18 protein-coding genes and 3 riboswitches are annotated in these 17,916 nt (G+C 41.3%); of the genes, 2 read left to right on the forward strand and 16 right to left on the reverse strand.

What is annotated here, in order from left to right; all coding sequences use genetic code 11:
- Positions 1-522 precede the first annotated feature (522 nt).
- Both A361_RS17175 and brnQ read right to left on the reverse strand, forming a co-directional pair.
- Positions 523-1,392 (reverse strand): 5'-methylthioadenosine/S-adenosylhomocysteine nucleosidase, encoded by an 870-nt coding sequence (locus tag A361_RS17175; RefSeq protein ID WP_009333680.1) that lies wholly within the window; start codon positions 1,390-1,392, stop codon positions 523-525.
- A 129-nt stretch (positions 1,393-1,521) separates the two neighbouring features.
- Positions 1,522-1,625: riboswitch (purine riboswitch) on the reverse strand.
- Positions 1,626-1,764: 139 nt separating this feature from the next.
- Positions 1,765-3,117: a branched-chain amino acid transport system II carrier protein gene (gene brnQ, locus A361_RS17180; RefSeq protein ID WP_009333679.1), complete on the reverse strand. Its 1,353-nt coding sequence runs from the start codon at positions 3,115-3,117 to the stop codon at positions 1,765-1,767.
- Between the two features lie 294 nt (positions 3,118-3,411).
- On the opposite strand from brnQ, the gene A361_RS17185 reads away from it, so the two are divergent.
- Positions 3,412-4,071 (forward strand): GntR family transcriptional regulator, encoded by a 660-nt coding sequence (locus A361_RS17185; protein WP_009333678.1) that lies wholly within the window; start codon positions 3,412-3,414, stop codon positions 4,069-4,071.
- A 45-nt stretch (positions 4,072-4,116) separates the two neighbouring features.
- On the opposite strand, the gene clpP is transcribed toward A361_RS17185, so the two are convergent.
- From clpP to A361_RS17230, 9 genes are all read right to left on the reverse strand, one after another.
- The gene (clpP, locus tag A361_RS17190; RefSeq protein ID WP_019382678.1) at positions 4,117-4,698 is read right to left on the reverse strand and encodes an ATP-dependent Clp endopeptidase proteolytic subunit ClpP; all 582 of its coding nucleotides are present in this window, start codon (positions 4,696-4,698) and stop codon (positions 4,117-4,119) included.
- Between the two features lie 26 nt (positions 4,699-4,724).
- Entirely contained in the window at positions 4,725-5,399 is a 675-nt protein-coding gene (locus A361_RS17195; RefSeq protein WP_019382677.1) for a sigma-70 family RNA polymerase sigma factor, read from the reverse strand.
- Between the two features lie 193 nt (positions 5,400-5,592).
- Positions 5,593-6,792 carry a phosphoglycerate dehydrogenase gene (locus A361_RS17200; RefSeq protein ID WP_019382676.1) on the reverse strand — a complete coding sequence of 400 codons (1,200 nt, stop codon included), beginning with the start codon at positions 6,790-6,792 and terminating at the stop codon, positions 5,593-5,595.
- A 67-nt stretch (positions 6,793-6,859) separates the two neighbouring features.
- Positions 6,860-6,938: riboswitch (ZMP/ZTP riboswitch) on the reverse strand.
- A gap of 282 nt (positions 6,939-7,220) precedes the next feature.
- On the reverse strand, positions 7,221-7,934 hold the full coding sequence (locus tag A361_RS17205) for a polymer-forming cytoskeletal protein (RefSeq protein ID WP_026041778.1): 714 nt from the start codon (positions 7,932-7,934) through the stop codon (positions 7,221-7,223).
- A 19-nt stretch (positions 7,935-7,953) separates the two neighbouring features.
- Positions 7,954-8,577, reverse strand: coding sequence for a YhbD family protein (locus tag A361_RS17210; protein WP_009333673.1), 624 nt, complete (start codon positions 8,575-8,577; stop codon positions 7,954-7,956).
- A 199-nt stretch (positions 8,578-8,776) separates the two neighbouring features.
- Positions 8,777-9,535 (reverse strand): GNAT family N-acetyltransferase, encoded by a 759-nt coding sequence (locus A361_RS17215; RefSeq protein ID WP_019382674.1) that lies wholly within the window; start codon positions 9,533-9,535, stop codon positions 8,777-8,779.
- 82 nt (positions 9,536-9,617) lie between these two features.
- Positions 9,618-9,860 carry a hypothetical protein gene (locus A361_RS30275; RefSeq protein ID WP_019382673.1) on the reverse strand — a complete coding sequence of 81 codons (243 nt, stop codon included), beginning with the start codon at positions 9,858-9,860 and terminating at the stop codon, positions 9,618-9,620.
- 103 nt (positions 9,861-9,963) lie between these two features.
- Positions 9,964-10,455: a tetratricopeptide repeat protein gene (locus A361_RS17225; protein ID WP_019382672.1), complete on the reverse strand. Its 492-nt coding sequence runs from the start codon at positions 10,453-10,455 to the stop codon at positions 9,964-9,966.
- A 106-nt stretch (positions 10,456-10,561) separates the two neighbouring features.
- Positions 10,562-10,900 (reverse strand): YolD-like family protein, encoded by a 339-nt coding sequence (locus A361_RS17230; RefSeq protein ID WP_019382671.1) that lies wholly within the window; start codon positions 10,898-10,900, stop codon positions 10,562-10,564.
- 142 nt (positions 10,901-11,042) lie between these two features.
- On the opposite strand from A361_RS17230, the gene A361_RS17235 reads away from it, so the two are divergent.
- The gene (locus tag A361_RS17235) at positions 11,043-13,229 is read left to right on the forward strand and encodes an FUSC family protein (protein ID WP_051005571.1); all 2,187 of its coding nucleotides are present in this window, start codon (positions 11,043-11,045) and stop codon (positions 13,227-13,229) included.
- Positions 13,230-13,361: 132 nt separating this feature from the next.
- Here the strand turns inward: A361_RS17235 and A361_RS17240 are convergent, their stop codons facing one another.
- From A361_RS17240 to A361_RS17260, 5 genes are all read right to left on the reverse strand, one after another.
- The gene (locus tag A361_RS17240; protein ID WP_009333667.1) at positions 13,362-13,631 is read right to left on the reverse strand and encodes a DUF1450 domain-containing protein; all 270 of its coding nucleotides are present in this window, start codon (positions 13,629-13,631) and stop codon (positions 13,362-13,364) included.
- Between the two features lie 36 nt (positions 13,632-13,667).
- Positions 13,668-14,519 (reverse strand): 2OG-Fe(II) oxygenase, encoded by an 852-nt coding sequence (locus tag A361_RS17245; protein WP_051005570.1) that lies wholly within the window; start codon positions 14,517-14,519, stop codon positions 13,668-13,670.
- 473 nt (positions 14,520-14,992) lie between these two features.
- Complete coding sequence (locus tag A361_RS17250) at positions 14,993-15,424, reverse strand: MarR family winged helix-turn-helix transcriptional regulator (RefSeq protein ID WP_009333665.1); 432 nt, start codon at positions 15,422-15,424, stop codon at positions 14,993-14,995.
- Positions 15,425-15,508: 84 nt separating this feature from the next.
- The gene (locus tag A361_RS17255) at positions 15,509-16,879 is read right to left on the reverse strand and encodes a TrkH family potassium uptake protein (protein WP_226280747.1); all 1,371 of its coding nucleotides are present in this window, start codon (positions 16,877-16,879) and stop codon (positions 15,509-15,511) included.
- A gap of 42 nt (positions 16,880-16,921) precedes the next feature.
- Complete coding sequence (locus A361_RS17260) at positions 16,922-17,578, reverse strand: potassium channel family protein (protein WP_026041776.1); 657 nt, start codon at positions 17,576-17,578, stop codon at positions 16,922-16,924.
- 78 nt (positions 17,579-17,656) lie between these two features.
- A riboswitch (cyclic di-AMP (ydaO/yuaA leader) is annotated at positions 17,657-17,807 on the reverse strand.
- Positions 17,808-17,916 lie beyond the last annotated feature (109 nt).

Below are 17,916 nucleotides of genomic sequence, written 5' to 3' on the forward strand. Positions count from 1 at the left end.
TGTGTTATCTCTTTGATCGTGTTTATTCCTATTTTGACTGGCGAGCGAGTTCGGACTCATCCTCTCAGAATCTTTCTTCTTCTGTCCGAAGGTGGGCCGTGTTCGGACTCATTCCCTCGGATTCTTGCTTCTTCTGTCCGAAGGGGGGCCGTGTTCGGACTCATTCCCTCGGATTCTTGCTTCTTCTGTCCGAAGGGGGGCCGTGTTCGGACTCATTCTCTCGGATTCTTGCTTCTTCTGTCCGAAGGTGCTCCGACTTCGGACTCATTCTCTCGGATTCTTGCTTTTTCTGTCCGAAGATGCTCCGACTTCGGACTCAACTCCTCGGAATTATCCTTATCCTGTCCGAAGGGGGCCGTGTTCGGACTCATTCCCTCGGGTTCTTGCTTCTTCTGTCCGAAGGTGCCTCGACTTCGGACTCAATTCCTCGGATTCTTGCTTAATTCTGTCCGAAGGTGTTCCGACTTCGGACTCATGCTCTCGGATTCGTCCTTCTCCTGTCCTAATAAGTAAATAGCCAATTTACTTTCCTTTTATCTCTGAAATATACTGTTTTACGACTTCATATACGTAATCCTGGTTTGCAGCAGCAGTGTTGGGGTCGTATTGGCCTCCGTTTGTTTTGTTATTAGAAAGAATACGAATTCCCAGGAATGGAACATCGTATGCTCCGGCAATCTGCGCTGCTGCTGCGCCTTCCATTTCTTCAACCGATGTTCCGTAGTTTTCATGAAACCATTTGATGCGGTCAACTTCATTATTCCATAGGTCCGCTGAACCGATTGTCCCCTCGACTACTTTGCCCTTCTTGTGCTTATCTTTTACTGCTTTGGCAGCAGCAAGAAGGTCTTCATTTCCCTCATAATAACGAATCTTTTCTGCATCAGGGTCTTCACCGGCACTTCCCTCAGAAGCCATCAGGTCCATCGGGATCCAATTGGTTGGTTCAATCCCTTCCCCTTCTTCCAAATGACCAGTCTTCAATGATCCGATATTGACTGTTCTTTCTCCTAAAACGATATCATACACATTCAGGCTTGGGTCATGGCCGCCTGAAGTCCCCTGATTGATGATTGCGGCTGGATCATACTTTTCGATGGCTATTGCTGTGGCAGCCGCCGTATTTTCCATGCCTTTTCCGGTTTTAGCAACGATGACTGGGTACTTGTCCAGCTTTCCTTTATAAAAAACAAAGTTCCCTGATTTTTCTACTTTAACTTTATCTAATCGCTCAGCAAACTTTTCGGCCTCGATCGGCATTGGCCCTTGGATAAGAATTGGCTTTTGGGCACCTTCAGCCTCGGTTTCTAATTTTGCAGCCGAAGAGCATCCTGCAAGCATTGCTGCAGACAGTGCTGCAATCGCAGCGAGTGAAGCTAATTTCTTTTTCATTGTACGTTCTCCCCTTTTCTTGTTGTCTGATACACCCGAAGTTCTAACCATAGAAAAAGGCCTGTAAAAGCAGAATGAGATCTACCTTCCAGACCATAGAGTTAAAGCAGCTGACATAAAGAATGCAGCCTTTTCTATACTTTAACCCGTAGTCCGGTTCTTTCATTGGGAACCAGGTAGAAACACTCAGACCATATTACCGAGCATATACGAGTGATGAAATTTGTAAGATTACAATGACAATATAACAAATAGCACGTGGGTTTTCAACTAAAATACGAACATTTAGTTCATATTAACTATTTAATATTCGTAATTCCACTATATTCATCCATAAAAAAACCTCCAGTATTAAACTGGAGGCTGCGATCATTATGCTGCTTTTTTTGCTTCAGCCGAAGGTGATTGGCTGTCATTCTTTATGGCAGAAGCAACGAGACCGATCAGACCGCCCGCGATAGCAGGGACAATCCAGCCTAACCCAACATCATATAAAGGAAGGATCGCACCGAATAGGTCATTGATTGGCGCAAACGAAATGCCTGCTGCATTCAAACCATCAAACAAACTTACCACAAATGTGAAAAGCATGCTTCCCTGATAAACTTCTTTCTTGCCTTTAAAGATTGGGTGCAGGAAAGTAAGAGCCATCAGTGCAATAGCCAATGGATAGATTCCCACCAAGACAGGCACGGAAATGGCGATAAGCTGGCTTAAGCCAAAGTTGGCAAAAACTGCGCTGAATAAAGATAAAACAATCACGAACATTTTGTAAGAAACTCTTGGCATCAGTTTATTGAAGTATGAAGAACAAGCTGTAATTAAACCGATGCTGGTTGTCAAACATGCTCCAAAAACAATGACACTTAATAGCAGCGCACCAAATGAGCCAAAGTAATGGGAAGATGCACCAGATAGAACCGCACCGCCATTATCCAATGTTCCTAGACCGCTGACACTTGAAGCCCCAATAAAGGAAAGCGATGTATAAATGACTGCTAATAGACCAGAAGCAATCACACCTGCTTTCGCAATGGATAACATGATATCCTTTTTAGTTACTGCGCCTTTTTCCTTCACAGCATTTACAACGATAATACCGAATACAAATGCTGCCAGTGCATCCATTGTCAGGTAGCCTTCCTGGAACCCTTTAAAGAACGCACCATTTATATAAGCTTCAGTCGGAGCCTGGAATGCCCCCATTGGATTGAAAAATGCAGCACCGATTAAAACTGCGATTACAATTAGAAGAATTGGTGTTAAATATTTCCCCACGATATCAACAATCTTTGAAGAATTTAAAGAGAAAAATGCGGTAATTCCAAAGAAAATAACTGAACATACGATTAAGCCGATTGAACCGCTTCCTTCGGATAGATATGGCTTAATTCCAATTTCGTAAGACACTGTAGCTGTTCTCGGAATGGCAAAAAGCGGACCAATTGATAAGTACAGGGCCACTGTGAAGGCTAGTCCGAACAATGGATTGACGCGGCTCGCCAGTGATTGCAGATCACTTTTTCCCGAGAAGCCCAATGCCAGTATACCAAGAAGAGGCAAACCTACACCTGTGATGATGAAGCCAGCGTTCGCTGACCATACATTCGTTCCTGCCGATTGGCCAAGCATCGCAGGGAAAATTAAGTTTCCTGCCCCAAAAAACAAGGCAAAGAGCATAAAACCAACTGTTACAATATATGAGAGTGGTATTTTGCTTGTCATTTCAATTCCTCCTATTAATCTGTCTGTCTTAAAAGATTTACTTATTTTGTTAAATTTAAATTTTCCGAAAAATTATTGCGCTGTAACATTATTATTTTTGTACGCTAGTAATATATTGCATAACTCAAGATAACATATCCAAAATACTTATGCAATATATCGCACAAAACTTTTTGTCGAATCATGCGATATATTGAATTTTTCAAGATACTTCTATATACTAAATTTATAATCTATTGGAAATAACTATAATTTCACAGATAAATTGCATGAAATGAAAAGGTGGTTACAGCTATGCCGATACCCTCCAATTATTCATCGCCTACCCGTGTGTCAGCCAAGGATCGCGCCTTCTCCCAAATCCAGGAGTGGATCATTGACGGCACACTCCAGCCGAAAGAAAAATTGAATGATGCCGATCTAGCAAAAGCATTAGGCGTCAGCCGAACTCCCATCAGGGAAGCTCTTCAGCTGCTGAATGTTCAGGGGTTCGTCGAAATGTTTCCCGGAGTTGGAACGCAGGTCACTTCAGTTAATCCTGAGGATATTAGTAAAATCCTGCCCCCTTTAGGCGTATTGCAGGCACTTGCTGCAGAATTGGCTGCTCCTGTTATCAGCCAGGAAACGATTAATATACTCAGGGATATTAATCATAAATTCGCTAAAGCTCTAATTGCAGGAGATACCTTCACAGCTTTGAAGCAGGACGAGAAGTTTCATAATATTATTATAGATCTTGCTCAGAATCCTTATATCTCGAATACAGCTTCCATGCTTCAGGCTCATGTCATGCGGCTTTACTACAATAAAACAATTATTTTGAAAGAACGTTCAATAGAAGAACATGAAGATATATTAAAAGCTTTTGAACAAAAAGACAGAGAAAAAGCCGGACACATTGCACGCGTCAACTGGCTTCGGGCAATTGATGAGTACTACTCCGAGGAAAAATGATCAAACTGAAAAAAGCAGCCTTCATCGGCTGCTTTTTCTTTTTTTCTAGCTTTTATAGATAATTTCATCGATAATCCCGTATTCCTTTGCTTCTTCGGCAGTCATGAAATAATCGCGGTCCGTGTCCCGTGCTACTTTTTCTATAGGCTGGCCAGTTCGTTCAGCAATAATTCCATTAATATGCTCCCTAAGCTTTATGATCCGTTTTGCAGATATCTCGATTTCGGTCGCCTGGCCTCTTGCTCCGCCAATAGGCTGATGAATCATGATTTCACTGTTCGGAAGGCTGTAGCGTTTTCCTTTTTTTCCTGCCAGAAGAAGCATCGCACCAAATGATGCGGCCATTCCTGTACAAATCGTTCTCACATCAGGCTTTATATATTGAATCGTGTCAAAGATGGCAAACCCTGCGGTTGTCGAACCGCCTGGACTATTAATATAAAGGGAGATATCCTTTTCAGGAGATTCAGCTGCAAGAAATAGCAGCTGGGCAATCACACTATTGGCAACCACATCATTAATCTCTTCTCCTATCATGATAATCCTGTCTTTCAACAGCCGTGAATAAATATCATAAGAACGTTCTCCCTTGCTGGACTGCTCAATGACATATGGTATTGCTGTCACCTGTATCCCTCCTGTTCATTGCGGATCTATGCCGCCATACAGAGAGTATTAGAAGAAGATGGAACGCGCAGTACAGGCTTCTGGGCATGACTTTCAAGGGATCGCAGAAAAGGTATGGTTTTTATCAGGATGGACGGGTCTTCCGCTGCCACTGATTGCTGCAGCAGCTGAAATAACTTTTCTTCTTCCTCATTTGCAAAAGAATCCTCAGCCTCATCTTCCACTGGGTGCTGAAGCTGCTTCCGTGCACGGTTCAGCGAGGACTTCACTGCAAACTCAGTGGTCCGAAGTATATCAGCAATCTCTTTTGTTTGATATTGAAACCCTTCCTTCAGCGTGAAAACTACAGCCTGCTTTAATGTCAGCCTATTGAGGAGATGGGTGATTGCTTCTGTGCCATCAGGGCTGAACTCCTTCATCTCCCGTTCCGGCGCCTCTTGAAGCTTTTCCCGCTTTCTGTTTCTAAGAGTGTCAATCCAGCAATTATAGACAATCTTCTTTAAAAGAGCCTGATTAATTTTCTCAGGCGAATAGCTTCTATAAGCGCGGATGATTGCCTCATGGGCCAGATCGTCCCCGTCCCAGCGGTTCTGTGCAAGAAACCGGCTATAACGCTGCAGTGAAGGATAGATATCTGCAATACAGCTTTCCTTCTGCTTTATGGAATCCCTTGATTCAGCCTGAACTTTCCCTTGCTTCATAAACCTGTTCACTCCTTTAATACATCTCTGCTTCTATAACGGAATAAGAGAACAAAAAGATACGGGTGATTAATATTTTTTATCAGTTTATTCTAAGGATAGCTGATTTTATACTTGTCATATACCTTTTTTGATTTCATTCCTTCGTGCAGTTAAAAAAAGCCCCAATCCCTGCGGAATTGAGGCTGTATTTTTATATAATTCGTGACTTGATAATGCCTTCAATTTGATTAATCTGTTCAAGCAGTCCAGGGATGACATCACCATTAACTTTATTATCGATATCGATCATGGTATACGCATATTCACCGCGGCTGCGGTTCACCATGTCCGCAATATTCAGCTGGTAGCTTGAAATAGCAAGTGTGATTTGGCCGACCATATTAGGAATGTTTTTATGAAAAGCAGTGACACGCCGCTTGCCTGTGTAAGGAAGAGCAGCATTTGGGAAGTTAACTGAGTTTTTGACATTGCCTGTTTCAAGGAAGTGCTTCACCTGTCGTGCTGCCATGACAGCGCAGTTTTCCTCAGATTCTTTTGTTGAAGCGCCAAGGTGCGGAATTGCCACTGCGTTTTTCATTTTCAGGATATTTTCATTTGGGAAATCTGTAATATACTTGCCCACTTTTCCGCTTTCAAGGGCGGCTGCCATATCTGATTCATTCACTAGCTCCCCGCGTGAGAAATTCAGAATATGAACACCATTCTTCATCATGCTGAATGTATCTTCATTGAACATTTCCCTTGTATCATCGGTTAATGGAACATGTACAGTGATATAGTCAGATTCTGCAAACACCTGCTCAATGGTCATGGCGCGCTGAACATTACGGGACAAGTTCCAGGCAGTGTCAACCGAAATGAATGGGTCAAAGCCTACGACATCCATATCAAGTTCAAGTGCATCATTGGCCACAAGGGCCCCGATTGCCCCCAATCCGATCACACCGAGAGTTTTCCCCTTAATTTCTTTTCCGACAAATTGCTTTTTCCCTGCTTCTACAAGCTTAGGAATTTGGTCTCCTTCATCTTTCAGCGTTTTGGTCCAGGAGATGCCGGCAAAGAGATTGCGGGATGAAGCCATTAAGGAAGTAAGCACCATTTCTTTTACTGCATTCGCATTGGCACCAGGTGTATTAAAAACAACAATGCCCTGTTCAGTGCATTTCTCAACCGGGATATTATTCACACCCGCGCCTGCACGGGCAATTGCTTTTAATCGATCGCCCAATTCCATTGAATGCATATTAAAGCTCCGAAGGACAATCGCATCCGGATTGCCGCTTTCATTATCGATTGTAAATTGATCCTTGTTAAACACCTCAAGACCGCTTGGCGCAATCGCATTCAGCGTTTTAATCGTCTTCACTCTGTCTAAAGTCATGGTACTCACTGGATTCTCCCCTTTTCAACTAACTTTGTCAGATTTTAAAACAGAAAGAGGCAAGGGTAGAATCCCTTACCTCTGCCCAGGCGAACGGCTTCGACACTATGTGCTCCCTCGCGGTGATCCGCGTCTCGCCAGTTACACATAGCCTTTTCGGTTTTTTAAATCTTATCAAAGTCTTCTGAAAACTTCAACCCTTTAAAGCGCTTACATTATTAAAATTATTTTTTATTTTTCTACAGTATATTTTTCTTATTTTGTACACTATGCTTTTCGAAGTTAGTTATTAGGATAACATTTTCATTTCTGCAATGTGCGCAAATAATTTCTGTTATCCAGTCATAAAAACAGCTTATAACATTTTATCTGTAAATAAAATTTGACTATCCGAAAGAAAATGTAAAAAACTGCTTCCCTGCACCTCTCTCCTTTTATCAGATTTTGCGAAGTTCTTTAACTTCCGCTTCTGCTGCACATTCATAAACACCAGAGTATTCCACAAGTCCGATCTCGCAATTTTTGCCGATTTTTACATTTTTCCCTCTTACGACAAGAGCTGCTGTGCCTTCGAGTTCGATGTCATCGCCTTCTATTAAATCCGCCTCCAGTTTCAAGGGAAAGATGGATTTGATTAATTTTAATAGGGTTTCTCTATGCTGTGTCACTTTAATTTTTCTGCCGCCGATTTCTTTCGCTTTACTGTCTCCAAAAAGCTTAATATCGATCGTTTCTGCGTTCAGTAAACCATCTACTGAAAATGTCCCTTCAGCACGGAAGACCTCCGCTTCACAGTCCCCTTCAATAGTTACTTTCCCATTCACAACGATTACTTCGCATTTTACAGAGCCTCCGATAGTGGATCTTCCGGCGACTTCAAGGTTTTGACAGCTGACAGCTTCAGAAATGTCGGCAGAGCCATTGATAACAAAGGATTCAGCTTTAACAGCTCCATGGATCTTTGCAGCACCACTGATCTTTCCCTTTTCAGTTTTTACGTTTCCATGGATAGTGGCCGTACCGTTACAATGGAATCTCTTGCACTCAATATCACTGTTTACCGTTCCCTTGCCATTTAATCCAACCTTTTCAAAAGAACCTCCATTAGACGATCCCACTCCATTAATTATTAAGTTCCCTAGTGTTTTCATATTCACAGCAAAATTCCCCCTATACCAATTTGGATTTTAATTCCTCTGCACAATGTTCTAACGATAAAGTGGCGGCCACTTTTGTTCCTTTTTCAAGCAGGACTTGTTCCCCGTTTACCGAAATCAGGCAGCTGGACATTCCAAGTTTGCGAATAAAGCAGATAACAGCTTTTGGCTGCTGCAGGATACTTTGATGATCACTCAATAACTGAAGAAGCATTTTCCCTTCCTCGATATGAATATCTCCGGATTCAAGCAGGATGGAAAGGATATAAAGCTTCAAAATCTCATGGTAATTGAATTCGTTAAGCTCTTCCTGTGTCTCGAGAAAGATATTCATAACCGGTTCAGAAGCTATCCCTTTAGCAATCAGGCTTTCCTTTGTCAGCTTCAGATTTGAAGCATTCAATGAAAACAAATCTGCCAGCTCATCCAGTGAAAGGCTATCCTTCATCTTTTGTATTTTATCGACCCGCTCCAGAATTTTCTCCTTTGGGAAAAATGTCTCCTGCCCTGTAAAAGTTGATTTTCTGACAAACCAATCCTCCGGTATCAGGCTTTTCCTTTTCCACCGATAAAGCTGCCCATAAGAAATTCCAGTTAAATCAAGGACTTCTTTTTTTGAAATTAATTCATCGCTCAATTCCAGGTCTCCTTTCCGATGGTATGATTGTAACATAACACTGTTACGTTAAGAATATTGTATTATTCATTTTTTCCCGAGGTTTTTCGACAAAATCCCGATTTTACACCATGAAATCAATCCAGGATGAACTCCCCTTTATAAAACAGTGTTCTATTTAAACAAAAAGACCTGGCTCTCTATAGAACCAGGCTTCTCTTCATTCGTATATTTTTAAAAGGTTATACTGCTTTCCAATATACTGATAATTTTGCCTGCGGTATATTTCCTTTGGAGTATCTTCACCATCTGCAACAAGGATGATGGTTTTATCCTTAAACTGATCCATTACCGATTTCTGCAGGCGCCTGCCGATGCCCTTTTTCTGAAAATCCTCATGGACCATCAATCCATCAATTTCAGCTGTGTATTCCTTGATAATTACATCTACTGATCCGGCAGCTTTCCCTTTATAATATGCAATGAACTGCTTAATCCTTTCATCGTTAAAATTCCTTAAATGCTGATCTTTCTTTTTCTCGGCATAATTAATCCCGTAAACCGAATCCTGCTCATGCTGAAATTCCAGATAATCATTCCATGTTTCATCCGTAACATTTTCGACTGTAATTTCTTCCTTTTCCTGAACTTCAGGAAAATCAGCTGGATGAATCGCAAATAGCTCTAAATAACCAACCGTAAAATCATCATCCTTCTCAAAGCTGGCCAGAAGTTCTCCGGTAAGCTCCTCGTCATCAGGAAAATAAAATCTTACATGCTTTTGGCCATATTTTTGATGAAAAGTTCTTAAATATTGATGTGCCTCCTCAAACTCTTGAACAGAAGGCATTCTTTTAAAAGCAATAAAGTTGCTGTCATACTGAAGGAGCATGTCAGGGTTATGGTTGTGAATAAAAAGTTCATTTTCCAGTACTGTGTGTCCCGGTTTATGGATATTATTAAAAGTGATTTTTTCCATCGGCTTCTCCTAATATAGCAAACACTTTAGTTTTGCAAAAATTTATATTCTTTATCTGTAATAAGCACATCATGGCAGCGTATTAATTATTCTTTAATTCAAAGGGTACTGCTGTTATCATAAGCACATAGAAAATTCCGGCCATGTTGAGAAATAACCTTGGAAACCTTCTTTTCATACTCTTCCACTTATCAAATTGGAGGAAACTACGGTCATTTTCCGCTTTTGGCACCTGCAGATATATAAGAGACTGCATTTTGAAGATAGCAGTCTCTTTCATCGAATGGATAAAGGATACGGCCGCCGTCTGACCTTTTAAGATCATCTATTATAGCAATTAACCATATTCATTAAAATTACCTCTAATAAATCAGAGATGTTTGAATTATTCTCCGCCGTCATATCATGTATTTTGGGAAATCCTTTTTCTAATCTTTATCAAATATTTCATCAAGTTTGTCTGCATAAAAAGTAATTGCTTTTTTATATTGCAAAACTTCCGGGTCATCAGAAGTTTCGGCCACACACTTTAGGAGCATCTCCATTGCCTCGCTGTGCTGGCCTAAATTATGGAGCGTCATGGAATAAAACACCTGGATTGCACGATTAGCCGGAAACTGGGAGATTCCTTTCTCGAACACCATCTTTGATTTTTCATATTCCCCAAGAGTCCGGTATGTGCTCCCAAGACCCAAAATGGCACCTGGCAGATCAGATTCAGGCAGCCCAAGTTCGATCGCTTTTTCATAATGAGAAACAGCTTTCGATTCCTCCCCTAGAACGTCAAAACTCCAGGCACAATGATAATGAATCACTGGGTTTAAGGGATACTCTTCAGCCAATTTCACAAGCAGAAGGCTGGAATCTTTGTATTTACCGAGATTGCGAAGTACAATCGCTTTTTCTAAGTCCGTGCTCATATGTACCTCCGATCACCGCTTTCTTTCTATTATATCTAAAAATTGCAAATAATGGGTATGGTAAAGCTTTAACTTTTCTGCAAAAATTGAATTATGTCTCGCTGCACTATTCTTTCACTTCAACCGAAGCTATTTCATCAAACATGACCTTCTCAAGAAACCCATCTTCCAATTCCAGATAAATTTTTCTGCCGATGCCGTCCAGCCTGTTTACCCTCCCTGTATATTCGTGGAATAATCCCTCCCGCCAGACTTTTACTATTAGAAAGAAGGCATATTCCATTGCATAGTGAATTTTGTTTTCATAGTCCTCCAATTCATATTCATCTATAAGCGGCTTGTCTTGTGCCATTTGTTCAGTTTCCAATTTTCTTAGCATCGCCCGGTGTTCCGGCATGAAGTGGGCTGGCTGCCATTTTATTTTCCCTCTGTCTTTTAGCGGCATAGTAAATCCCTCCATCCCCTATTATAGAACATTTGTTCTGTTTTTAAACCTGTAAAGCACAAAATCTCAAGCTGGTTCATTTGGATAATAAAAGTACGAGTGGTAAAATAATCTTTAACTCTCTGAAAAGATTGGTGAAACAATGAAGCAGTTTCCTATAAAACACCGGTGGCTCGGACGTTTGCTGGCATCCGATCCCGGGCTTATCCGATTTCAAAAAGCAGGACGGGCCACTTTAAGTTTAATGGCTTCAGTCTTTACGACTTTGTTCATCATGCAATTGGCTGGTGCTGATGCTGATGCCGCTCTCACTCCGGCGATAGTGTCCGGAATGGCAGGCATGCTTGGCATCATGATTGTCATGGATGACTCCAAAAAAGGTAAAATGCTCACAACTGGCCTGCTTGGACTTTCAGCCATGGCAGGGGTATCGATCGGTTCCCTATTGGCGGAAAGCACGGTCTTTATCGATATTGCAATGGTTCTGTTAATCTTCTTAAGCTTTTATTTGACCCGCTTTGGAGTGCGGTATTTTTCTCTATGCATGATTGCATTCATGACACTTTATTTCGCGTCTATTTTAAAACTATCAGGCAGTCAGCTTCCATCCTTCTACTTCGGCATTTGGATTGGGATCGCGTATGCTTTCCTGTTCAATTTCATCCTTTTTCAGGACACCGCGAAAAACCTGAAAAGAAGCATTCGCTCCTTTCATTTCCAAAGTAATTTTACGTTCAATCTCTTAATTGAGGGGATGCAAGCCAAGGAAATGACTCCTCAGCAGCGGGAGGAATTGGGAAGAAACGTGCTGAAGCTCAGGGATTATGCTGTCATGGTTTCGGAGTATATAAATGATGAAGATGTTCAAAAATTATGGCCTGGGCTGACCTCTACTCAGCTAAGGTTATATATTTTTGATGCAGGTATGCTGATTGAAACACTGACAGACTCAATTAGAAGCTTAAAAAAAGCAAATGCCCTTGAAATTGATGAGCTGAGAAAACTCCTGGTTTGGGTAACCCGTTCTCTTCGCGATGCTGAAGTTCTTGCCCAACAATATGAAGAACAAAATCTGCGTGAAGCAGAGCTTGCTGTACAGGCCCTCCGCCTGCTTATTATTGATTTGTTCAGCCGGGAAGACAAACCTGCAGGATGGCTGTTTCTGATCAGGCGGATCGAGTCCATTGCGAACCATGTCATCGAGGGCGGCATAACCATACAGCAGGCACTTCATAAAATGAAAGACAATGAGATTAAATTATCTGAAGAGGCAGCTGAAGGCGAAAGTGAAGATGAACCATCTGAAGAAGATAAGGGCATCAAACCTTCCACCAAAAAAGCTTTTCAGGCATTGACTGCTGCAATCATTTCCATCATTGCCGGCCAGATTCTTTCGCCTGACCAGCCTTATTGGGTTCTTTTAACAGCTTTTATTGTTTTGCTCGGTACCGAATCGATCGGGCGCATTTATACGAAAGGTTTTCAGCGGTCGGTTGGAACAATTATTGGAGCAGTAATTGGATTTACACTTGCAAGAGTGGTCAGCGGCCATTCCGTCCTTGAAATAACGCTGATTTTTGCAGCGGTTTTTTTCGCCTTTTATTTGTTTGAGGTCTCCTATACGTTAATGAGCATGTTTATAACGATGCTGGTTGCTTTTATGTATGACCTTTTACTTGGAGGAATTACATTTTCCCTTATCAGTGCAAGGGTAATCGATACAATTGCCGGTGCCGGCATTGCATTCGGAGTTTCCTTATTTATTTTCCCAAAGAAAACGAAGGAAAAAGTGGCGGATACCTTAAATGACTACTTACAAGAACTGAAACCGTATGTCACTGAGTATGTGAGAAGCTTCCGGGAAGATGTGAACGTTAAGGAGCTTTCAGGCAAAGGCTTCTTATTGGATCAAAAACTTAAAACCATAAACGTTGAAGCACAATCTCTGATAAAAAAACCCGGATCCCCGCGCCATGCTGACGTTAACAGATGGATTACACTATTTTCAGCCATCAACTATTATGCAAGACACCTTGTGGCTTCCTCCTACCGAAAAGGATTCGACTATCCCGATGAGCTGGTCGATGTTTTCATAAGGATTGAAGAAAAGCTTGAATTAAATATTGAGACATTAATGGATTTGATTAAAGATAGCGGAGACGGCATGCTTGTGTATAGTCTTGAAAATGAAAGGGAACAAATTGAACGATTGGCACCAGCAAGGCAGCAATCCCAGCGTGATTTGATTCATCACCTTTATTTCGTCTGGAGAATCAATAAAGCGATTATGGAATTGGCAGAAGATCTTGGTGCAGGGAAGGAGCAATAATCCTCCTTCTCTTTTATATGAATTGGGAGATGCTATTTCAGGATCAATACTAGATTAATTTGCACATTCACATTCTCAATGTACATCAAAAAAAAGAGTATGAAAAAAGGAATCGGATTGCTCCGATTCCTTTTATTTCTTTACTTCTTCTTTCAATTTTATCAATAATTCATCCGAATTCTCCGCTGCAATCAGCTTCCCGTCCACCAGGGCATAAGGTGATTGCCTGCATTCTTTGCATCTGCTCTGGCATTCGTATTCTTTATAGTTAATATTCTTCTGGCTCAGAAATTGATTAAATGCAGCCAAACTCTCTTCTTTTAAAAATTCATCCAGATTCCGCTGACAAAATTCAATCGAAGCCGTTTTTTGCTTTGAGAATAGTTTGTTGATGAGTTTCACCTGATCAAACTTCCTTCTGATTATTCTTTAAAAACTCTAATGGCAATATATATTGCTTTCCCTAATCCATTTGGTAGCAGCCCATTTTTCTCCCTTTCTTACAGGCACACTGCTATGGACTGACAATCGGTCCAGCTGACCCTGAGCATTGCCATAATGGAAGTAAATGGCCGCTCCCTTTTTGGGAACAAATGAAAGTCCAGCTTTAGAAAAGACCGTTTCACCGCCATCCTCCACATCATTCAAATAGATGAGGAACGTTCCAACCCTCTGTCCGCCTTTGCTGGCATCCGCCATGTGGGGGGGAAAGAAATCAAAGTGAGGCTTATATTCTTCACCCAATCCATAGTTTAAGATCTGAAGGCCTTCACCATTTTCTGCAGGATAACCGGTCAATTCAGCAATCCTCGTTTCGATTCTTTCGACCAGTTCATTTTCTTTAAGCCGGAAAGCCATGCTCTTGCTTGTCCTTCCTGAACCCGCCCGTTCTTCTCCAGAACCCCTATCCACCACCAGGGATGGCTGCAGCCGGCTCCTTGAAAGACTGATAAGCTCATCACATTCTTCTGAGCTGAGCACCTGATCCAAATGGAGCACAAATGGCTTTTCATTTCTGGAAAGCACTATTACGTCCTTATCACTCGTATGAAGGATATTCCCCTTCCTGCCTATTTCGGGGACTTCATAAGTATATCGAATCTGCTGCCCTTCTGTCGTCTTAATTGCTTCATTTCCAACAATTTTAAATAAAGTCTCATATGCAAACCGGTTATCGAAACCCTTCTTAATCAAAGCGTTCGCAAGCGCAATCGGACTCACATCACTTTTTAGCGCACCCACAATCCAATCCTTTAGTTCATCTGATATCTGCATAATCTTCGTCATCATCTTCCCCCTGTATGACTCAATGAAAACATCCGTTAGCCAGATATAGAAATATATGTATTTTATTATACTATTATTAATGAATGAACTGAATCGATTTACCTGGTAACTCAGATAGTTCAAATTTGCATATAAACTGATTCTCTTTAGAGTGCCGTTTTAAATTCTTATAGATTCATGGCAACAGTTTTCTCGGCGCTGCTCCCATTTTCGGCTTCATGACTGCCTCATGGCGACCGTTTTCTTACCGCTGCTCTCTTTTTCGGCTTCATGACTGCCTCATGGCGATCGTTTTCTTCTCGCTCCACGACTTTTCGGCTTCATGAAGCTTTCATGGCGACTGTTTTCTTCTCGCTTCACGACTTTTCGGCTTCATGGAGCCTTCATGGCGACTGTTTCTCAGCGCTGTTCTCATTTTGGGCTTCAGGACCTTCACAAAAAAAACAGGATAGAGCATCCCACTCCATCCTGCACCGCTAATTACCCTCCATATTTCTTCTCATTTTCATTAAAACATCGTCAACAATTCTCAGCTCTTCCTTCGTAATACCCGATGTGACGATCGAGTGAAACTCCTCTGTGATGGGATATACATGTTCACTGAGATTTTTGCCGTTTTCGGTTAGATAAACATTCAGAGATCTGCTGTCCTCTTTATTCATGCTTTTTTTGATAAAGCCTTTCTTTTCAAGACTGCTCAGCATTCTGGCAATGTTAGATTTATCTTTATCCAGCCGCCTGGCGATTTCATTTTGGCTTAATCCGTCTTCTTCCCAGAGAAGCATTAGAATCAGGTTCTGCTCCGGGGCAATATTTAAGTGGGCTAATTTAGTCTTAATATAGCTTGTTAAGGTCAGGTCTATTTGATGGATCTTAATGCTTATATAGTCATTAAATCTGGTTTTCATTTAAAATCCCCTATCCTATTTATGGTGGAAAATTTTATTGAAACTAAATTATTCTGTCCTATACACCAGATAACTTTCCTTCACTTATCCAATCATGATTTTCTCTTCTGCAAATTTATATTTGGCCTTTCCTTTTCTTCGGGCAAGTGCAAAAGCGATTGTGATTGGCCCTACTCTTCCTGCAAACATCATAAATGCAATTACCCCTTTTCCTGTTGCACTTAATTCAGGTGTGAGCCCCATCGACATGCCTACCGTGCCAAAAGCGGATATCACCTCGAATAAAAGGACGTTCAATGGAGCATTTTCTGTTATGGATAAAATAAATAAGATAAAGAAGATGAATCCTATTGAATAGACGGTTATTGTAAAAGCTCTGACAATAAGATCCTTTGGAATTCGCCTTCCCATCAGGCTCACTTCATCTTCTTCCTTTATCAGCGCTCTGACTGCAAGAAAAATCAAGACAAAGGTAGTGACTTTAATGCCGCCGGCGGTACCTCCTGATCCCCCTCCAATGAACATGAGCAGCATTGTTACCAGCTGCGAACCTAAAGTTAATTCGCCAGTATTCAAAGAATTAAATCCAGCCGTTCTCGGGACCACACCATGAAAAAAAGCCCCCAATAGTTTATCTTTTAAAGGCAAATTGGCAAGTGTCCCAGGATTATCATATTCAAGCGCAAAGATAAATACTGTTCCGAGAATGTTAAGAATCAGCGTCATCAGGAGGACCAATTTTGTATGCAAAGAGAGCTTTTTCAAACTCTTGTTTCTTTTTACATCAAGTACAACGATATAGCCGATACCTCCGATTATTAACAGGAAGCTGAGTGTCATGATGACAGTAAAATCACCAGCATATTCAGTAACGCTCCTGAATTGGCCCATTATATCGAATCCGGCATTATTAAAGGCAGAAACCGAATGGAAAATGCCATAATACAATGAGCGGGGAAAGCCAAAATCGGACGACCAGCGAATAGCCAATATCAATGCACCGATCATTTCAGCGATTAATGTAAAGCCGACAACGAATTTAACCAGCCTGACCATCCCTTCAATCGAAAGCTGATTTAAAGATTCCTGGATCATCAGCCTTCCTTTCAAACCAATGTTCTTTCCAAGCATGATAGCTATGAGAACCCCAAATGTCATAAATCCAAGGCCGCCAATCTGTATGAGGACCATCAGTACAATCTGGCCAAAAACAGTAAATGTGGTTTGGGTATCCACTACCACGAGACCTGTTACACATACAGCAGAAGTCGCCTCAAAAAGTGCATCGATAAACGATAAATGATGTCTGTCTTTCGTAGCAAAAGGCAGCATCAGCAGCAGTGTGCCTACACCAATTAAGATTAAGAAACCGACCGAAAGCATTTGTGCCGGATTCATTTTTATCCAGTTATAGGATCGTCCCATTCTCCTCATTCTTTTATGCTCCTTATACAATATAAGGCTAACCCCTTATTGGTATTTTTTTATCGGCAAGGCTTATACTCCATGCCTCTCAAATCTGCCAATCCCTTTATTGTGTCCCATTACAATCAGGACGTCGCCCTTTAAAATAACCTCTTCAGCTGATGGAGTAACGATTATTTCCTTCCCGCGCTGAATCCCCACGATATTACAGCCATACTTTGCCCTAATATTCAATTCAGAAAGGGATTTTCCGGCAATTTTATCTGTAGCCACAATCTCAACCATACTGTAATCTTCAGACAGCTCAATATAATCAATCATTTTTTCCGAAACAATATGGTGGGCAATCCGCTTAGCCATATCCCGCTCCGGGTGGATAACACGATCAACGCCAATTTTTTCGAGCACCCTGGCATGATACTCATTATGTGCCTTTGCCCACACCTTTGGAATCCCCATTTCTTTTAATAACAAGGATGTCAATATACTGGACTCAATGTTTTCACCAAATGAAACAAATGCATGATCGATATTTTTTATCCCTGATTGCTTTATGGCAGCTTCATCAATGCCATTGATTTGAACTGCATATGTCACAAACTGTGCGTATTGATTTACTTTCTCCTGGTCTACATCAATTGCGAGCACTTCCACTCCCAATTCATGAAATTCCTTTACGAGACTTCCGCCAAAGCGGCCTAAACCAAATACTGCATACTGTTTTTTCATTGAAGAAATTCCCTTCTTTTTGAAAATGAACACAAAAAAACCACTCTTAAAAAAAGAATGGCCAATGGTTTCCATCAACCCTTCCCTCGATTCGGCTTACGGAGTTAGCTGTCGGATTAGGGATTGAGAGTATCCCTTCTTAGCCTTAATATGCTAAGATTCACCCCAAGATAAACCAGGTTTATCAAAATTGGTTCCCCCGCTCATAATGATTCAGCAAAAAGGTTACTATGAAATTAATAAATATAAATTACTCCCATGGAAATCTCTTGTCAATCTTTTTTTCAAAGTAAGTAAAATAAAAAGCACTTCCCAGTAACGGAAAGTGCTTTCCTGAA

The organism is Cytobacillus oceanisediminis 2691, assembly GCF_000294775.2.
Taxonomy (GTDB): domain Bacteria; phylum Bacillota; class Bacilli; order Bacillales; family Cytobacillaceae; genus Cytobacillus; species Cytobacillus pseudoceanisediminis.

Coding starts and splice junctions, on each gene's coding strand:
- A361_RS17175 (WP_009333680.1), bottom strand. CDS start 1,392: ATGAAAAAGAAATTAGCTTCACTCGCTGCGATTGCAGCACTGTCTGCA.
- brnQ (WP_009333679.1), bottom strand. CDS start 3,117: ATGACAAGCAAAATACCACTCTCATATATTGTAACAGTTGGTTTTATG.
- A361_RS17185 (WP_009333678.1), top strand. CDS start 3,412: ATGCCGATACCCTCCAATTATTCATCGCCTACCCGTGTGTCAGCCAAG.
- A361_RS17195 (WP_019382677.1), bottom strand. CDS start 5,399: ATGAAGCAAGGGAAAGTTCAGGCTGAATCAAGGGATTCCATAAAGCAG.
- A361_RS17205 (WP_026041778.1), bottom strand. CDS start 7,934: ATGAAAACACTAGGGAACTTAATAATTAATGGAGTGGGATCGTCTAAT.
- A361_RS17215 (WP_019382674.1), bottom strand. CDS start 9,535: ATGGAAAAAATCACTTTTAATAATATCCATAAACCGGGACACACAGTA.
- A361_RS30275 (WP_019382673.1), bottom strand. CDS start 9,860: ATGATCTTAAAAGGTCAGACGGCGGCCGTATCCTTTATCCATTCGATG.
- A361_RS17225 (WP_019382672.1), bottom strand. CDS start 10,455: ATGAGCACGGACTTAGAAAAAGCGATTGTACTTCGCAATCTCGGTAAA.
- A361_RS17230 (WP_019382671.1), bottom strand. CDS start 10,900: ATGCCGCTAAAAGACAGAGGGAAAATAAAATGGCAGCCAGCCCACTTC.
- A361_RS17235 (WP_051005571.1), top strand. CDS start 11,043: ATGAAGCAGTTTCCTATAAAACACCGGTGGCTCGGACGTTTGCTGGCA.
- A361_RS17245 (WP_051005570.1), bottom strand. CDS start 14,519: ATGATGACGAAGATTATGCAGATATCAGATGAACTAAAGGATTGGATT.
- A361_RS17250 (WP_009333665.1), bottom strand. CDS start 15,424: ATGAAAACCAGATTTAATGACTATATAAGCATTAAGATCCATCAAATA.
- A361_RS17260 (WP_026041776.1), bottom strand. CDS start 17,578: ATGAAAAAACAGTATGCAGTATTTGGTTTAGGCCGCTTTGGCGGAAGT.